The 16,337-nt window shown below is 66.3% G+C and carries 18 protein-coding genes and 1 tRNA gene; 9 read left to right on the forward strand and 10 right to left on the reverse strand.

Annotated elements, in window-relative coordinates; genetic code table 11:
* Window positions 1-28 precede the first annotated feature (28 nt).
* Both J1M81_RS23265 and J1M81_RS23270 read right to left on the reverse strand, forming a co-directional pair.
* Window positions 29-102: transfer RNA gene (locus tag J1M81_RS23265), tRNA-Pro, on the reverse strand.
* A gap of 17 nt (window positions 103-119) precedes the next feature.
* Entirely contained in the window at window positions 120-1,046 is a 927-nt protein-coding gene (locus J1M81_RS23270) for a metallophosphoesterase (RefSeq protein ID WP_308051306.1), read from the reverse strand.
* Between the two features lie 197 nt (window positions 1,047-1,243).
* On the opposite strand from J1M81_RS23270, the gene J1M81_RS23275 reads away from it, so the two are divergent.
* Window positions 1,244-1,708, forward strand: a complete 465-nt coding sequence (locus tag J1M81_RS23275; RefSeq protein ID WP_027494503.1) for a GatB/YqeY domain-containing protein — start codon at window positions 1,244-1,246, stop codon at window positions 1,706-1,708.
* 66 nt (window positions 1,709-1,774) lie between these two features.
* Here J1M81_RS23275 and J1M81_RS23280 read toward each other — a convergent pair whose 3' ends face one another.
* A complete protein-coding gene (locus J1M81_RS23280; protein WP_308051307.1) occupies window positions 1,775-4,126 on the reverse strand; it encodes a penicillin-binding protein in 2,352 nt (783 codons plus the stop codon).
* Between the two features lie 293 nt (window positions 4,127-4,419).
* On the opposite strand from J1M81_RS23280, the gene J1M81_RS23285 reads away from it, so the two are divergent.
* Window positions 4,420-4,743 (forward strand): WhiB family transcriptional regulator, encoded by a 324-nt coding sequence (locus J1M81_RS23285; RefSeq protein WP_008712729.1) that lies wholly within the window; start codon window positions 4,420-4,422, stop codon window positions 4,741-4,743.
* 20 nt (window positions 4,744-4,763) lie between these two features.
* On the opposite strand, the gene J1M81_RS23290 is transcribed toward J1M81_RS23285, so the two are convergent.
* On the reverse strand, window positions 4,764-5,894 hold the full coding sequence (locus J1M81_RS23290; protein WP_027494500.1) for an ArsA family ATPase: 1,131 nt from the start codon (window positions 5,892-5,894) through the stop codon (window positions 4,764-4,766).
* Window positions 5,891-6,898, reverse strand: coding sequence for an ArsA-related P-loop ATPase (locus J1M81_RS23295; RefSeq protein WP_027494499.1), 1,008 nt, complete (start codon window positions 6,896-6,898; stop codon window positions 5,891-5,893). Before J1M81_RS23295 ends, J1M81_RS23290 begins: the two co-directional genes overlap by 4 nt.
* 105 nt (window positions 6,899-7,003) lie before the next feature.
* Between J1M81_RS23295 and J1M81_RS23300 the strand changes: the two genes are divergently transcribed.
* The gene (locus tag J1M81_RS23300) at window positions 7,004-7,171 is read left to right on the forward strand and encodes a DUF4177 domain-containing protein (RefSeq protein WP_072691993.1); all 168 of its coding nucleotides are present in this window, start codon (window positions 7,004-7,006) and stop codon (window positions 7,169-7,171) included.
* 4 nt (window positions 7,172-7,175) lie between these two features.
* Window positions 7,176-7,634, forward strand: coding sequence for a RidA family protein (locus J1M81_RS23305; protein ID WP_027494498.1), 459 nt, complete (start codon window positions 7,176-7,178; stop codon window positions 7,632-7,634).
* Here the strand turns inward: J1M81_RS23305 and J1M81_RS23310 are convergent.
* Both J1M81_RS23310 and J1M81_RS23315 read right to left on the reverse strand, forming a co-directional pair.
* The gene (locus J1M81_RS23310; RefSeq protein ID WP_241258414.1) at window positions 7,615-9,003 is read right to left on the reverse strand and encodes a wax ester/triacylglycerol synthase domain-containing protein; all 1,389 of its coding nucleotides are present in this window, start codon (window positions 9,001-9,003) and stop codon (window positions 7,615-7,617) included. The genes J1M81_RS23305 and J1M81_RS23310 overlap by 20 nt on opposite strands.
* Before the next feature lie 13 nt (window positions 9,004-9,016).
* Window positions 9,017-9,877 (reverse strand): Gfo/Idh/MocA family protein, encoded by an 861-nt coding sequence (locus J1M81_RS23315; protein WP_206498939.1) that lies wholly within the window; start codon window positions 9,875-9,877, stop codon window positions 9,017-9,019.
* Between the two features lie 71 nt (window positions 9,878-9,948).
* Here J1M81_RS23315 and J1M81_RS23320 point away from each other — a divergent pair, with 71 nt between their 5' ends.
* Window positions 9,949-10,740: an MBL fold metallo-hydrolase gene (locus tag J1M81_RS23320; RefSeq protein WP_032392776.1), complete on the forward strand. Its 792-nt coding sequence runs from the start codon at window positions 9,949-9,951 to the stop codon at window positions 10,738-10,740.
* A 27-nt stretch (window positions 10,741-10,767) separates the two neighbouring features.
* Here the strand turns inward: J1M81_RS23320 and J1M81_RS23325 are convergent, their stop codons facing one another.
* Complete coding sequence (locus tag J1M81_RS23325) at window positions 10,768-11,442, reverse strand: Crp/Fnr family transcriptional regulator (protein WP_027494494.1); 675 nt, start codon at window positions 11,440-11,442, stop codon at window positions 10,768-10,770.
* A 256-nt stretch (window positions 11,443-11,698) separates the two neighbouring features.
* Window positions 11,699-11,968 carry a hypothetical protein gene (locus J1M81_RS23330; RefSeq protein ID WP_032364550.1) on the reverse strand — a complete coding sequence of 90 codons (270 nt, stop codon included), beginning with the start codon at window positions 11,966-11,968 and terminating at the stop codon, window positions 11,699-11,701.
* Window positions 11,969-12,060: 92 nt separating this feature from the next.
* Between J1M81_RS23330 and nth the strand changes: the two genes are divergently transcribed.
* The 4 genes from nth to marP are packed head-to-tail and all read left to right on the forward strand — an operon-like array spanning window position 12,061 to window position 15,384.
* Window positions 12,061-12,828, forward strand: coding sequence for an endonuclease III (gene nth, locus J1M81_RS23335; RefSeq protein ID WP_027494492.1), 768 nt, complete (start codon window positions 12,061-12,063; stop codon window positions 12,826-12,828).
* Window positions 12,829-12,878: 50 nt separating this feature from the next.
* Window positions 12,879-13,487, forward strand: coding sequence for a TlpA disulfide reductase family protein (locus tag J1M81_RS23340; protein ID WP_051365293.1), 609 nt, complete (start codon window positions 12,879-12,881; stop codon window positions 13,485-13,487).
* Between the two features lie 23 nt (window positions 13,488-13,510).
* Window positions 13,511-14,197 (forward strand): CoA pyrophosphatase, encoded by a 687-nt coding sequence (locus tag J1M81_RS23345; protein ID WP_032364742.1) that lies wholly within the window; start codon window positions 13,511-13,513, stop codon window positions 14,195-14,197.
* Entirely contained in the window at window positions 14,194-15,384 is a 1,191-nt protein-coding gene (marP, locus tag J1M81_RS23350; protein WP_032386009.1) for an acid resistance serine protease MarP, read from the forward strand. The genes J1M81_RS23345 and marP overlap by 4 nt, the downstream gene beginning before the upstream one ends.
* Before the next feature lie 10 nt (window positions 15,385-15,394).
* Here the strand turns inward: marP and J1M81_RS23355 are convergent, their stop codons facing one another.
* A complete protein-coding gene (locus J1M81_RS23355) occupies window positions 15,395-16,327 on the reverse strand; it encodes an alpha/beta fold hydrolase (RefSeq protein ID WP_206498940.1) in 933 nt (310 codons plus the stop codon).
* Window positions 16,328-16,337: the final 10 nt, after the last annotated feature.

The following is a 16,337-nucleotide window of genomic DNA, read 5'->3' on the forward strand; positions in this document are numbered from 1 at the left end:
GAGTGGGTCCCTTTTCGTGGTCCAACTGTCGGGGTGGCGGGATTCGAACCCACGACCTCTTCGTCCCGAACGAAGCGCGCTACCAAGCTGCGCCACACCCCGTGTACCGCTGGAGAAGTCTAACTCACGACTGCCTCAGAACGCGAAACGCCCTCGTCGGAGACGTCCTTCGGGCCCTTTCTGGGGGCAGGAGTGAGCGTGATCAGGGTTGCTTCGGGGCGGCAGCAGAAGCGGGCAGGCGCGTACGGCGACGTCCCGAGACCGGCCGACACGTGGAGCTGCGTGTGCGCGCCCCACTTGGACGGACCCTTGACCCGGGAGCGATCGATCTCGCAGTTCGTCACCAGCGCACCGTAGAACGGCAGGCACAGCTGGCCGCCGTGGGTGTGCCCGGCGAGGACGAGGTCGTAACCGTCCTGCGCGAACTTGTCCAATACCCGGGGCTCCGGGGAGTGGGTGATGCCGAGGCGCAAGTCTGCCAACGGGTTCGGCTGGCCGGCGATGGTGTCGTAGCGATCGCGCTTCAGGTGCGGATCGTCGACGCCCGCCGATGCGATCCGGACTCGGGCGACCTCGAGTTCGCGGCGGACATGCGTCACGTCGAGCCAACCGCGTTCGGAGAACGCAGCCCGCAGGTCACGCCACGGCAGCGACTCGCCCGTCGTGCGCTTGTGGTTCTTGTCGAAGTACTTGAAGGGGTTCTTCGGCTTGGGCGCGAAGTAGTCGTTGCTGCCGAACACGAACAGCCCTGGACGCGACAGCAGCGGCCCGAGAGCCTGCACGACGCTGGGGACAGCGCGTTGGTGCGACAGATTGTCGCCGGTGTTGACCACGAGGTCGGGTTCGAGGCGGTCCAGTTCGCGGAGCCAGTTCTGCTTCATCCGCTGGCCCGGCATCATGTGCAGGTCGCTGATGTGCAGTACTCGCAGCGTCGCGGAGCCGGGTTCGAGCACCGCCATCGACGTCTCACGGAGCGTGAACGCGTTGCGCTCGACGAGGGTGGCGTAGCCGATGCCCAAGGCCGCAGCACCCGCCGTCCCGATCACCGAGCTCTTGAGCGGTGCCGCTCTGACGACGTCGCGCGTGTGCTCGGCAACCGACCGCAGCTGCGTCGAAGCGCTGCGCAGTTGCGCCGAGGTGGGCAGTAACGAGGAACTGAAGTGAACGGCCACCCAGTCCACGATACGGCAGCAAGCCGATATGGACGCGCGAGCCGACGGCTGGGCCGCGTAGCGTTTCTGCCATGTCCGAACTCAAGGCCCGTATCCGAACCGACCTGACCACAGCGATGAAAGCGAAGGACAAGCTCCGGCTGGCAACGCTGCGCATGATCCTAGCCGCCATTCAGACCGAGGAGGTCTCCGGCAAGGAGGCCCACGAACTGACCGACGACGACGTCCTGAAGGTGCTGGCGAAGGAATCGAAGAAGCGCGGCGAATCGGCCGAGATCTACACGCAGAACGGTCGCGGTGAACTCGCCGCCAACGAGCACGCCGAGGCGCAGATCATCAACGAGTACCTGCCCACTCCGCTGACCGACGAGGAACTGGCCACCATCGTCGACACCGCCATCGCCCAGGTTGCCGAGGAATTGGGCGAGCGACCGGCCATGAAGCAGATGGGCCAGGTCATGAAGATCGCGTCGGGACTCGCCGCCGGTAAGGCCGATGGATCCCGCCTGTCGAAGGCCGTCAAAGACCGCCTGTAGTGCGCTCCGCGCAGTGGTGCGGTTATGTGCCCCAGGAGGGCCGTAACCACACCACTGCCGCAGGCACTAGCGAGGAGCGGTGAGCCCCGGGATCGCCGGTATCTGGATACCCGGCGGCAGGTCCGGTATCTGGATACCCGGCGGCAGGGCAGGGGCCGGAGCCGGTGCCGGGCGAACCGATCCGTCACTGACGTAGATCGTGATGTTCGATCCGGGAACCGCACTGCCCGACGGTGACGTCGACACCACGGTTCCGCGCGCAGCCTGATCGGCCGTCGTCACCGCTGTCACCTGGAAGCCCGCACCCTGCAGCGTGGACGTCGCGGACGACTGGCTCTGGCCGGTGACGTCGGGTACCTGTCCGTTGGCCGAACCGCGGACGTACTTCTGATCGACCGGTGGAAGTTGGACGGGCCCGAAGTTGGTGGCGATCGGGCTCATCGCGTCGAACCAGGTTCTCGCGGGTTCGTTACCGCCGTACAGGTTTCCCGAACCGCAGGGCCGAAGCGGGAACGAGCAGATCTCGCTGGGCGTCGGTGAGTCGCCGTAGGTGTACACGGCGGCGGCGTAATTGTTGGTGAACCCGAGGAAGCCCGAGGATCGGTTCGACTCGGTGGTACCGGTCTTGCCGGACATCGGCAGATTCCAGCCGGCCGAGGCAGCGGCGGACGCGGACGTGCCACCTGCCTGGTCGTCCTTGCTCATAGCGTTGGCGAGGGTGTTCGCCAGACCGGGTTCGACGACCTGCTCGCAGGCCTGGTGAGCGACGGGAACGGGCTTGCCGTCGCGGTCGAAGATCGAGTCGATCGGGGTCGGCGGGCACCATTTGCCACCGGAAGCCAAGGTCGCGGCCACGTTGGACAGCTCCAGCGGGTTCACCCAGGTGGGTCCGAGGGTGAACGAGCCGAGGTTCTGACTCTTCTGGAAATCGGCCATCGACTGCTCGGCACCCGAGGAACCCGGGTCCGTGTACGAGCGCAGGCCGAGACGGACGGCCATGTCGACCGTCGGCGTGACGCCGACGGACTCGATCAGCTTGACGAAGGCCGTGTTGGGGGACTGAGCCAGCGCGTCGGTGATGGACAGCGCGGGTGGGTAGTTGCCCGCGTTCTCCACGCAGTAGGTGGAGGCCGGGCAGTTACGAGCACCACCGTCGCCGACGCCCTTGACCTCCACGCGCTTGGGGACCTGCAGCGTTGCGCTGGTGCCCAGTCCGCGTTCCATGGCGGCGGCCGTGGTGAAGATCTTGAAAATGGAGCCGGCTCCGTTACCCACGAGGGAGTGCGGTTGGGGCTGCACGGTCTCGTCGGCGTCGGCGTTGAGGCCGTAGGTGCGGCTGCTGCCCATGGCCAGGACGCGGTGCTGGTCCTGGCCCGGGGTGACGACGTTCATCACCGTCGCCACGCCGTCGAGCGAGGGGCTGGTGTTGCTGACCAGGGCGGCCTTGGTGGAGTTCTGGACCGCGGGGTCGAGCGTCGTGCGGATGAGGTATCCGCCCTTGTCGATCTGCTCTTGGCTGATTCCGGCCTGTGCGAGGTACTGCAACGCGTAGTCGCAGAAGAATCCTCGGTCGCCTGCCGCGATGCAGCCGCGGGGCAGGGTCTGGGGGACGGGCAGCACGCCGAGGGGCTCGGCCTTGAGTGCGGTGAGCTCGGCCGCACGCTCGGGGAGGTTCTGGATCATCGTGTCGAGCACGGTGTTCCTGCGCTCGATCACACCCTCTTCGTTGGTGTACGGGTTGAGGGCCGAGCTGGACTGGACCATGCCGGCGAGCATCGCGGCCTGGACGGCGCTGAGCTGGCTGGCATCGATGCCGAAGTACGTCTGAGCCGCGTCCTGAATGCCGAAGGAGGCATTACCGAACGGCACCAGGTTGAGGTAGCGGGTGAGGATCTCGTCCTTGGTCAGTTCCTTGTCGAGCGTCAACGCCATCCGGATCTCACGGATCTTGCGGGCGGGCGTCGTCTCGATGGCGGCGCGTCGCTCGGCGTCGGTCTTCGCCACGACCAGCAGCTGGTAGTTCTTCACGTACTGCTGGTCGATGGTCGATGCACCCTGCTGGACCTGGCCGCTGGTGGTGTTGGTCAGGAACGCGCGCAGCGTGCCCTGCCAGTCGACGCCCTGGTGCTCCGCGAAGCGCCGGTCCTCGATGGAGACGATGGCCAGCTTCATCTCGTTGGAGATCTTGTCGCTCGGTACCTCGAAGCGGCGCTGCTCGTACAGCCACGCGATCGGGTTGCCGTTGACGTCGGTCATCGTCGAAACAGCAGGTACGGCACCCTCGACCAACTCGGCCGAGACGTTGTCGACGGTATCGGCGGCGCGGTTGGACGCGAACCCGAACCCACCGGCCAAGGGGAACATCACGCCGGCGAGCAATGCACCGGCGAGTGCTGAACATCCGGCGAGCTTCGCCACGGTTTTTCCAACTGACACAGAGCACAGCGTACGTGTGCCTCGTTCGGATCGGCAGTGCCCCGCATGCGTTGTGCGCTGCGCCCCTGCTCGGGACGCCCGTACCAGAAATGTGACCTCACCGTCTTGCATTCGGGGCCGGGTTTACCTAAATTATGAGCACAGTGTGATTCGCATAACACTTGATAATGAATGTGGGGCAGCTCCTAGAATTTGTGCTTCGACACCGAGGTACAAACTGCTCGGAGCCTCCAGGACGCCCAGTGAGGGCGACCGAGACGTAAAGGGGATCCGCCATGCACACGACAACCGCGCCGACGCGACTCGATGTAGAGGAAGCAGAAGCACGTATCGCTTGGGTGTCACACGCTCGGTGCAAGGGCACGGATCCGGACCAGCTGTTCGTCCGGGGTGCAGCGCAGCGCAAGGCCGCGACCATCTGCCGGCACTGCCCGGTTCTGATGCAGTGCGGCGCGGATGCTCTCGACAATCGCGTCGAGTTCGGTGTGTGGGGTGGCATGACGGAGCGTCAGCGCAGGGCACTGCTCAAGCAGCACCCCGAGGTCGACTCCTGGTCCGAATTCTTCGAGACCCAGCGTCAGCAGCAGGCGGCGATCTGACCGCCTGCCGGTACGGCCGATCAGCCTCTGCGGGTCAGCTGGTCGGCCACCGCGCGTAGTGCGGCGAGGTCGGAGACCTCGAACGGCAGGGACGGAACACCGACGATGGGTACGCGGGGGTGCGCGCCGGTGAAGCGTTTGAGCAACCGCACCTCGCGCGCCGCGGTCACTGCGCGTTGAGCGTGGATACGCAGCACCGCAGCAGTCAGTTCGGCACCGGGGTCGTCGATTCGGTCCAGGAGATCGGCGGCAGTGGCGGCGTGATCGGCCTGCACCGACGACAGCGTCGGATGCGTCCGGTTCACCACCAGTCCGGCCAGCGGCATGTTCTCGGCGGAGAGTCGCTCGACGAAGAACGCGGCCTCGCGCAATGCGTCGGGCTCGGCGGCAGCGACAACGAGGAAACTGGTGCCGTCCTCGCGGAGCAATTGGTATGTGCGCGTGGCGCGTTCGCGGAACCCGCCGAACATCGAATCCAGCGATTGCACGAAAGCCGAAGCGTCGGACAGCATTTGGCTGCCGATGACGGTCGAGACGCCGCGCATCGCCAGGCTCATCGCGCTGGTGACGACGCGGGTGATTCCTCGTCCGGGAGCGGTCAACAGCCGGATGAAACGCCCGTCGAGAAACGACCCGAGCCGTTGCGGAGCGTCGAGGAAATCCAACGCGTTGCGCGACGGCGGAGTGTCCACCACGATCAGATCCCACGACGCGTCGAGGGACAGCTGGCCCAGCTTCTCCATCGCCATGTACTCCTGCGTGCCCGAAAAGGACGACGCCACAGTCTGATAGAACGGGTTGGCCAGAACCTGCGCCGCCTTTTCCGGCGTCGAATGTTCGATGACCATCTCGTCGAACGTGCGCCGCATGTTCAGCATCATCGCGTGCAGTTCGCCCTTGGCGTCGGCACCCAATTTCACCGGCTGCGGGCTGTTGTCGAGGTCGCCGAGCCCGAGGGCCTGGGCCAGCCGGCGAGCCGGATCGATGGTCAGCACGACGACACGCCTGCCCTGTTCGGCGGCACGCAGAGCCATCGCCGCTGCGGTGGTGGTCTTCCCGACACCGCCTGCGCCGCAGACCACGACGATTCGTGACGCGGGGTCGGTGAGGATGCGGTCGACGTCGAGTTCGGTTGCTGCTGGTCGAGTCATCGGACACCCTGTTCTGCGAGCGTGGCGGCGAGCTCGTACAAGCCGCCGAGGTCGACGCCGTCGGCCAACATCGGCAGCGTCATGCGTGCGACGTCGAGTTCGTCGAGTTGTGTTGCGCTCTCCACCTGAGCGGACAGCGTCGACGCGTGCTCGATCGATTCGGTCAGGAGACCGGCGAAGTCGGCCTCGGACAACGTGATTCCGGTCTTGGCCAGACCCTCCTGAATTGCGACGGCATCGATCTCGCCCTCGGCGATGGGTTCGAGAGAGTCGGCAGGCAGGTACGTCGGCTCGGTGCGGTTGACGATCACCGTGCCCAGGCGGAGGTCGGCTGCTTCGAGCTCGCGTACCGCATCTGCCGTCTCCTGCACCGGCAATGCTTCGAGCAGGGTGACCAGGTGCACGACGGTGTCCGACGAATGCAGCAACCGCACCACGCCCTCGCTCTGCGAGCGGACCGGGCCGCCCTTGGCCAGGTCGGCCATGGCCTTGGTGACGTCGAGGAAGTTTCCGATGCGGCCGGTGGGCGGCGAGTCGACGACCACCTCGTCGTACGCGCGGTTGCCCTTCTTGTCGGTCCGCACCACGCACTCCTTGACCTTTCCGGTCAGCAGTACGTCACGCAGGCCGGGCGCGATGGTCGTCGCGAACTCGATGGCACCGATCTTGCGCATCGCGCGGCCGGCGAAACCGAGGTTGTAGAACATGTCGAGATACTCGAGGAACGCGGTCTCGATGTCGATCGCCAGCGCGTAGACCTCGCCGCCGCCGTCCGCCGAGGCGACGCGGGTCTCCACCGGCGGTAGCTGCGGCACGTCGAACAGCTGCGCGATGCCCTGCCTGCCCTCGACCTCCACCAACAACACTCGCCGGCCGCCCGCGGCCAGCGCCAACGCCAGCGCGGCAGCGACCGTCGACTTACCGGTACCGCCCTTGCCGGACACGAAATGCAGCCGCGCGGCATCCGCCTTCGCCGGCCATCCCTCTTGCTTCGATGTACCCACGCCTCGACCATATAGAGACGCGATGCCGGTCGTCCGACAGAACCGATAATCACCCGATCGCAGTGACGCACCCCTCGTACTCCGGTGGGCGATAGGCTTCGAGTCATGAGCGAAAAGATCATCTGGGAGTACTTCACCGCACCGGTGCTGATTCACGCCACCAAGCAGATTCTCGACAACTACGGCTCCGAGGGCTGGGAGCTCGTGACGATCATGGCGGGACCGAACGGCGGCGACACACTGGTCGCGTACTTCAAGCGTCCGAAGGGCTGACGCCGTGGCGAACTGGAGCGAACGCCTCTCCGAGCTGGGCATCGAGCTGCCCGACGTCGTTCCGCCGCTGGCCGCGTACGTCCCCGCTGTACAGGTGGGTTCGCTCGTCTACACCTCCGGTCAACTGCCGATCGTGGACGGAAACCTGACCTCCGTCGGCAAGGTGGGTGCCGACGTGTCGGCCGAGGACGCCACGGCAGCTGCGCGGATCTGTGCGTTGAACGCGCTGGCCGCGGTGCATGCGTTGGTCGGTATCGACTCGGTCGCACGCGTGATCAAGGCCGTCGGCTTCGTCGCTTCCGCGGAGGGCTTCACCGGTCAGCCGGGTGTCGTCAACGGAGCCTCGAACGTCATCGGCGAGATTTTCGGTGACGCAGGCAAGCACGCCCGCTCGGCCGTCGGCGTCGCGGAACTTCCGCTCGGTGCGTCGGTGGAAGTGGAGCTCATCGTCGAACTGCAGTAGTCGACGTCCCATGAAGTGCACCGCAGGTCTCGTCGACTGCGGAACGCAGCAGGTCGGCATACACGGCGTGATCGGGGACCGTCGTCGGGCAGGCCGTCACACAGACGGTGACGACGTCCCCGTATCCGTACACGGCGTGGGTGATGCTGCAGCCCGGGCTCAGCGACGCGACCCCCGCGCACAGGGTGGCCCGGCTCGACCCCAACTCGAGGTCCAGACCGGTTCGGTTGACGCTCGTCACCACGGTATGGCTGGTGACACGCTCGGGCGTTCCGCTGCGAGGGGCGACGAGCCGGGCGCGGCGACCGAAGCCGAGCAGTAGAGCGGCGGGGTAGAGCTCGGCCGATCGGGTGGCGTCGATGTGGCGGCGATCGTTCACGCGTTCACGCTGCAGGTTCAGCGCGTGTGCCACTGCCGATGCTCGGTCGGACGCGTCGGTGAGCTCGGGATGCAGATCGACGGCAGCGGGGACGGTTCGGTTGACGGCAGGCCAGGCCGCCGACGTTCCGATCGCGGTGGGCACCGTGGCGCGGATGCGGGTGCCGTCCCTCTCTCCGTGCGCAGCGAGATACGTCGACAACGCCGCTCCGACGGCGGTGAGTGCGGTAGCCGTGACGGTGGCCGGCCCGCCCGTCCACTGCGACTTCGGGAACTGCAGGACGTGCACCGCTCTCGTTTCGTCGGGATGGGCGTTGACGCGCGTGGGTTCGACCGGTGCGGGGGCAACCAGCTCCCCGGTCCGCACTGCGTCGAGATACGTCTGCTGTGCCCGCCCCATCCGCCGCTGCGACCGCGCCCATCGGTAGGGCAGAAGCGCCGTCGCAACGACCGCATCTCGCACTCGACGTGGACGCGAGACGGCAGGGTCGTCGGGGAACGTGACGTTGTCGGTCGGCTCGTCCGGTCCGAAGAGAGCGCGAACGATGCGGGTACCGACCGACCCGTCGGACAATGCGTGGCTGACCTGAACGATCACGACAGTGGCCGCACCGCGGATACCGTCGACGCCCGACAGGCCCCTGCCGACGTGCACGGTCCATGCCCGCGTCGTCGCATCGACCGGAACGCACGCGCGTTCGGCCAGAAACGAATTCAGTGTGTGACGACCGTCGGAGAGATCGTGGTCGACCACGTGGTCACGAGGCGGCGTCGGGTCCCTGATCCAACGTGGGTACTCCAACAGACCCACCGCATCGCCGATGCGAATCTGCAGTCTCGGAACCAATCGAGCGCGTTTCTCGACGTGGGCCACGACGTCGTCGAACGTCGGTGGCTCGTGGTCCCCCGAGTCGAAGACGAACGTCGTGTACTGGTCCATCGAGCGATGCGGGGCCGAGGTGTAGTGGAACATCGCATCTTTGACGTCCATGGTGGTCACACGATCAGGGTGCCCACTCCCGCCCCCGATCAATCACCCTCTGCAAGTGCAGTCCTCGGTGTACCGAGCATTCGTGGTCGACACCCGATTCCACCGACTCGAGGAACTCGTCCAGCAGTACGGCGTAGCAGTCGGTCGACGACGTGGATCGGTCGGTGAAGGTGTCGACTCCGGTGGGTCCGGACAGCTCGATCCGCATGAGCGACGGCATGACCGGTGTCCGCAGCGACAATTGGACGGTGCTACGCGCGCCGCCCTCGTGTTCGAGCAGAACGGTCCAACTGTCCGACGCCACGTCGCGGTGCGAGTAGGCAACGCGCGCAATGGTTCCCAGTGCCGCGTCGAGGAGATCGAAGACGTGGGGCCCGATGTCGAGGATCGCCCCGTCGTCGTGTCGCCACTGCGATTCCGAGTACGCCCCGCCGAGGGTGGCACCGGAGAACCAGGTTCCGGAGCCGGCTGCCCAGGGACGGCCCGCTGTCGAGGTGAGGAATTGCCTTGTCTCCGGGGCGAATCGGAGTGTCAGAGTCACCATCGAACGAACTCCGGCGGTGGTGACGGCCTCGGCCAGTTCCTCGGCCTCTGCCACGGTGGCGGCAATGGGCTTGTCCAGCAACACATGTTTGCCTGCTCGCGCGGCGCGGAGCGCGAACCCGGCTTGCACAGCCGGTGGAACCGCGAACGCCACCGCGTCGACGGCATCGAGCAGGGCGTCGAAGGACTCGTAGACGGGTGCACCCAAATCGGCCGCGGCGTCCGGTCTGCGGGCCCACGCTCCGGTGAAGTCCACTCCCGGATGAGCGAGCAGCGAGGGGGCCTGAGTCTTGCGGGCCCAGGGGCCGGCTCCGACGAGTCCGATCTTCATATGCGTCGACGTTAGTCGTCGTCACCGGTCCTGTTCCACCTCGAGAACAGTGGGCGTCCTACAGTGTTTCAATGGCCGACTCGAACTTGACGCATCCCGCCTACGGACTGGTCCGGCACGTGACGCCCACGGCGTCGGTTCTGCTCGCGGAGAACCCGGGCAAGATGACGCTCGACGGAACGAACACGTGGATTCTGCGGGCACCGGGTTCGGAGGAATGCATCGTCGTCGACCCGGGTCCGAAGGACAAGGCCCATCTCGACGCCGTCGCCGCGTCGGGCACGGTGGTGCTGACCCTGGTGACCCATCGCCATGCCGATCACACGGCGGGGTTGAAGCGGTTTCACCGCAAGACAGGGGCACCGGTGCGGGCGGTGGGGGAGAAGTTCCTGCACGGCGGCGGCGAGCGGTTGGCCGACGGCGAAGTCATCGATGCGGCGGGTCTACGGATCCGGGTGCTCCACACGCCCGGCCACACGGCGGATTCGGTGAGCTTCGTGCTCGACGACGCGGTCCTGACGGGAGATACGATCCTCGGCCGCGGCACCACGGTGCTCGACCCGAAGGACGGCTCGCTCGCGGACTATCTGAATTCGCTCGATCGACTCGAGGCCGCCGGTGCGGGCAAGACGGTGTTGCCGGGGCACGGGGCCGATCTACCGGACACCGCCGAGGTGGCGCGACTGTATCGCGCTCACCGTCGGCAGCGGCTGGATCAGGTGCGGGCGGCGTTGGCCGAGATCGGAGACGACGCCAAACCGATGCAGGTGGTGCGCCACGTCTATTCGGACGTGGACAAGAAGTTGTGGCCGGCTGCGCGGATGTCGGTCAAGACGCAGCTGGCCTACCTCAGGGAGAACTAGCGAGCTGCTGTCTCGAAGGAACTCGGCCTAGCGAGCTCGGCGGGCCAGGCGCTCGGAGTCCGAGATCAGTACGGACTTGCCTTCGAGGCGCAGCCATCCGCGGTGTGCGAAGTCGGCCAGTGCCTTGTTGACGGTCTCGCGCGACGCTCCGACGAGCTGAGCGATCTCTTCCTGCGTCAGGTCGTGGGTGACGCGCAGCGATCCCGCTTCCTGGGTGCCGAAGCGCTGGGCGAGCTGCAACAGCGCCTTGGCCACACGTCCGGGGACGTCGGTGAAGATGAGGTCGGCCAAGTTGTTGTTGGTGCGACGCAACCGGCGAGCCAGCACGCGCAGTAGCTGCTCGGCGATCTCGGGGCGCTGATCGATCCAGTCCTTGAGGGCCGCGCGGTCCATGCTGACCGCGCGCACCTCGGTGACCGTGGTGGCCGAGGACGTGCGAGGGCCGGGGTCGAAGATGGAGAGCTCGCCGAACATGTCCGACGGTCCCATGATCGTCAGCAGGTTCTCGCGGCCGTCGGGGGAGCGTCGCCCGAGCTTGATCTTGCCGGAAACGATGATGTAGAGCCGGTCTCCGGGCTCACCCTCGTTGAACACCACGTGTCCCCGGGGGAAATCGACAGGCTGCAGCTGCTTCGTCAGTGCCGCAACCGCAGAGGGTTCGACTCCTTGGAAGATGCCGGCCCGTGCCAGGACGTCGTCCACTTGCGCTCCTTTTGGGATGTCGGTGATGCGGTGACCCGCACCCCCGAAGGCGTCTGTACACACTCGTCACACCCACCGAATCGCACTGCGATTCAGGCGTCGATGCCGATGCAATGTTCAAACACAACAATTACCTCAGGGGAGTCTACTTCGACTCGGCCGAAACCGAGTGATCGACGCCACCACAGGTTGCCAGAGGAACGGTACGTCTGTTCGCGTTCACCGCAAATTCATCCGAATGCGGACAAATGGGTGCTCAACTGGCCCGTTGGTCGACCATGCCGTCGCGCGTGTCGATCGTGCGCGGAGGAGTCTGGTGACGCTTGCGGGAGTTGAACCGAGCCAGGGCGTGGGGGAAGCCCTCGTTCGCCAGTGTGGCGACCTCGGACTTACTTGCCTGATCGAGGAATTCCTCTACTTCGTGCTCCCGGACGCCGAGCTTGCTGAGCCGGAACTCGACGCGCTCCATCGCGAGTGCGAAGAGCATGAGTAGTACCGGAAAGAGCACCACGGCGAGTCCTTGCATACCGGCCAGTTAACACCGAAAAGGTCTCGATACAAACACAGCTCGGCGCGCTCGCGTAGTTCGTTACGCATTCTTGTCCGTACAGTTGTGGCGTGGAATCGACAGCCCCGAAACGCCCCGACGTGCGCAAACGCGAGGAGACGCGACTCGGCCTCGTGCGGCGGGCCCGGCGGATGAACCGAACGCTCGGGGTCGCGTTTCCGCACGTCTACTGCGAACTCGACTTCACCACGCCCCTCGAACTCGCCGTCGCGACCATCCTGTCCGCGCAGTGCACCGACAAGCGCGTCAACATGGTGACTCCGGCCCTGTTCGTGAGATACCGCACAGCTCGCGACTACGCCGAAGCCGACCGAACCGAACTCGAAGAGTTCATCCGAACCACCGGCTTCTACCGCAACAAGGCCAACTCGCTGATCGGGCTCGGGCAGAAGTTACTCGAGAACTTCGACGGCGAAGTCCCCGCATCGTTGAAGGATCTGGTGACGTTGCCCGGCATCGGCCGCAAGACGGCCAACGTTGTGCTCGGCAATGCGTTCGACGTCCCCGGCATCACCGTCGACACCCACTTCGGTCGGCTGGTACGGCGCTGGCAGTGGACCGAAGAAGAGGACCCGGTCAAGGTGGAGCACGCCGTCGGCGCGTTGATCGAGCGGAAGGAGTGGACCGTGCTCTCCCATCGCGTCATCTTTCACGGTCGACGCGTCTGCCACTCCCGCACGCCGGCGTGCGGGGTGTGCGTCCTGGCCAAGGACTGCCCGTCGTTCGGCCTCGGCCCGACCGATCCGGCGACCGCTGCCGCCCTGGTGAGAGGTCCCGAGACCGATCATTTGCTCGCTCTCGCCGGAATCGTGTCGTGAACAGGGCCGCACTCCGCTGGTCTCTGGTCGCGCTCATTCTCGTCGTCGGGATGGTCTATGCCCTCTGGCCACGCAATGAATCTCCGGCAACGCAGCGCGCCGATGGTCCCGGTCTGGGGCAGCAAGGACCGTCGACGGCCGAGCGTCGGGCCGCCGATACTCCCGAGGCTCTGGCACCGCTGCGGCAGACCGCCGGTCTCGACGCATGTCCGACGCCGTCGGGCGCTGCAGCAGGCCCGTTGACGGGCATCACCCTCGAATGCATCGGCGACGGCTCGTCGATCGACCTCGGCCAGGCTCTGGCCGGGCGACCCGCACTGCTCAACATCTGGGCCTATTGGTGCGGCCCGTGCGCGAAGGAGTTGCCTTACCTGCAGCAATACGCGCAGCGGGCGGGTGATGCAGTGACGGTGTTGACCGTCCACAACGATGCCAACGAGTCCAACGGGCTGACCCGTCTGGCCGAGTACGGCGTCACGCTGCCCGGCGTTCAGGACGGTGCCGGACGTGTCGCCGCGGCGGCGGAAGCGCCGAACGTGTTGCCCGTATCCGTTTTGATATCTGCGGATGGCACTGTCGCCAAGGTGCTGACCGAACCCTTCACAAGCGTCGACGACATCGCCGACGCAGTCCGCGAGAACCTCGGAGTCGCGTCGTGAGCGCACCCGAGTGGCTCGGGCGCATGCTCGACGTCGCCGGCAGCGAAAACGGACTGACCGACACCACCGGCATCAACCCGGTACTGCAACGACAGGCGCAGCCGGCAGATCGAACCCGCTCGGCGGCGGTGTTGGTGCTGTTCGGCGGTCCGGCTGCCGCCGATCCGACCGCGCCCGGTGGGCTACCCGCCGAGGCCGACGTTCTGCTGACCCAGCGGGCGTCGACCTTGCGCGACCACAGTGGGCAGATCGCCTTCCCCGGCGGTGCCACCGACCCGGGTGACGACGGGCCCATCGGAACGGCGCTGCGCGAGGCCCAGGAAGAGACCGGTCTCGACCCGGCCGGCGTCGTACCGCTCGCGACGATGCCCGGCATCTACGTGCCGCCGTCCCGATTCGACGTGGTTCCCGTGCTCTCGTACTGGCGGAGTCCAACCCCGGTCCGCGTCGTCGACGCCGGCGAAACCGAGCGCGTGGTGCGAGTTCCCCTGCGCGAGTTGCTCGATCCGGCCAACCGATTCCAGGTGCGTCACCCCGCCGGCTACCAGGGCCCAGCCTTCTCGGTGCAGGGAATGCTGGTGTGGGGATTCACGGGCGGTATTCTGGCGGGCCTGCTCGCTGTGTCGGGCTGGGAGTCCGAATGGGACACGGGGGATATACGCGATCTGGAGGCCAGCTTGACTGCGGTAGGAGCGAGGCTCGATCGGTGACGGGTTCAGGGTGGGTCGATATCGCGGTGCTCGCCGTCGCGCTGCTGGCGGCGACGTCGGGATGGCGACAGGGGGCGGTGGCGTCGGCGCTGGCGTTTCTGGGAGTCGTTCTGGGTGCGGTCGCCGGGATTCTGGTGGCACCGCACGTGCTCGAACACGTCGACGGATCACGCACGAGGGTGTTCGTCGGTATCGCGTTGATCGTGGTGTTGGTGATCGTCGGTGAGGTGGCCGGCATGGTTCTGGGTCGTGCGTTGCGCAGCGGAATACATTCGCGCTCAGCAAGATCGGTCGACAGCACGATCGGGGCAGGTCTGCAGGCCGCGGCCGTGCTCGCTGCCGCATGGTTGCTCGCCATTCCGCTGACGTCCTCGTCGCAGCCCGAGGTGGCCAGTGCCGTGCGTGGCTCGACGGTCCTGGGCAAGGTCGACGAGGTGGCACCCGAGTGGCTGCGTCAGGTGCCCAAGGAATTCTCGGCGCTGCTCGACACGTCCGGGCTGCCGGACGTCATCGGTCCGTTCGGACGCACTCCGGTCGCCGACGTCGCCGTTCCCGACTCCGGGATCGCCGCAGGCCCCGTCCCGGTGGCGTTGCAGGCGAGCGTCATCAAGATCAACGGAATTGCCCCGAGTTGCCAGAAGGCGCTCGAGGGTTCGGGTTTCGTCGTCGGGCCGGATCTGGTGATGACCAACGCCCACGTGGTGGCCGGTACCTCCGAGGTGACCGTCGATTCTCCGGACGGCCCTCTCGACGCCGACGTCGTCCTGTTCGATCCCGAAGAAGATGTTGCAGTGCTTCGTGTTTCGCAGCTGCAAGCTCCGGTGTTGCCGTTCGCGCCGAACCCGGCCGAATCCGGATCCGACGCCATCGTGTTGGGCTACCCGGGCGGCGGTCCGTACACGGCGAGCCCAGCGCGCATTCGCGAGATCATCAACCTCAGCGGACCGGACATCTACCGCACCGGAACTGTTCAACGTGAGGTCTACACAGTTCGCGGATCGGTGCGGCAGGGCAATTCCGGTGGGCCACTGGTCAATTCGAACGGTGAGGTACTCGGTGTGGTGTTCGGTGCTGCCGTCGACGACCCCGATACCGGATTCGTTTTGACCGCAACCGAGATCTCGGACGAGCTCGCCCGCAGCTTCGATGCGCCGGTCAGTGTGGGGACCGGCGACTGCATCGTCTGACGGCGGGACGTCAGCTCTCGAGCGCGACGCGCAGGATTTCCTCGGACACGACGTCGGGGGCTTCCTGGTGCACGTAGTGCCCGACGTCCCGCACTGTTCGACGGGTCAGCCCCGGTGCCCAGTGCCGATCGCGATCGAGGGTGGTGGGTAGGACGTACGGATCGAGGTCACCGCTGATCTGCGCGACGGGGACCGAGGTCTTCACGTCGACGGCGTCCATGAAGCGTCGGCCCTCGGCGCGGAACTGGCTACGGAACGCCCAGCGCTGATATTCGAGTGCGCTGTGCGCGGCCCCGGGAATTCGGATGGCCGAGCGCATCTTGCCTGCGGTATCGGCGAAATCGTCGGTGCGCTGCCACTGCGACCCGGCGCGGCTCCGCATCAATTCCTCCACTGCCGCACCCCCTCGGCGCGTGAGCAGCTTCTCGGGGCGCAGCGGAACTTGATACCGAACGAAGTGTGGCAGCAGAGCACCGCGCTGTTCGGAATCCTTCAGCACGGCGCGGCGCAGCGAGATCGGGTGCGGTGCATTGATCAGGACCATCGAGCGGACCATTCGCGGATGCAGAGCCGAGCTCGCCCAGCACACCAGGCCGCCGTCGGCATGACCGACGAACGTCGCGTGCGGGTAACCCAGCGCGCGAACGAGACCGACGATGTCGCCGGCCAGGGTCCATCCGTCGTAACCACGTGGGGGCTTGTCGGAGTCGCCGTAGCCGCGGAGGTCGACTGCGACCGCTCGCACTCCGGAACGCGCGAGCGCGTCGAGCTGGTGACGCCAGGAGTACCAGAAGTCGGCGAAGCCGTGCAGCAACACCACCAGCGGGGCGTCGGGAGCATGCTCGCCGACCTCCACGGTATGGAACCGGATTCCGTTGGCATGGATGTCGCGATGGATCCACTGTCCCGGGTAACGGACCGTGGACGGATCGGGATGATTCATACTGCTCGAC

Origin of the sequence: Rhodococcus sp. KRD175, from assembly GCF_017168275.1 — a bacterium.
Classification (GTDB): domain Bacteria; phylum Actinomycetota; class Actinomycetes; order Mycobacteriales; family Mycobacteriaceae; genus Rhodococcoides; species Rhodococcoides fascians.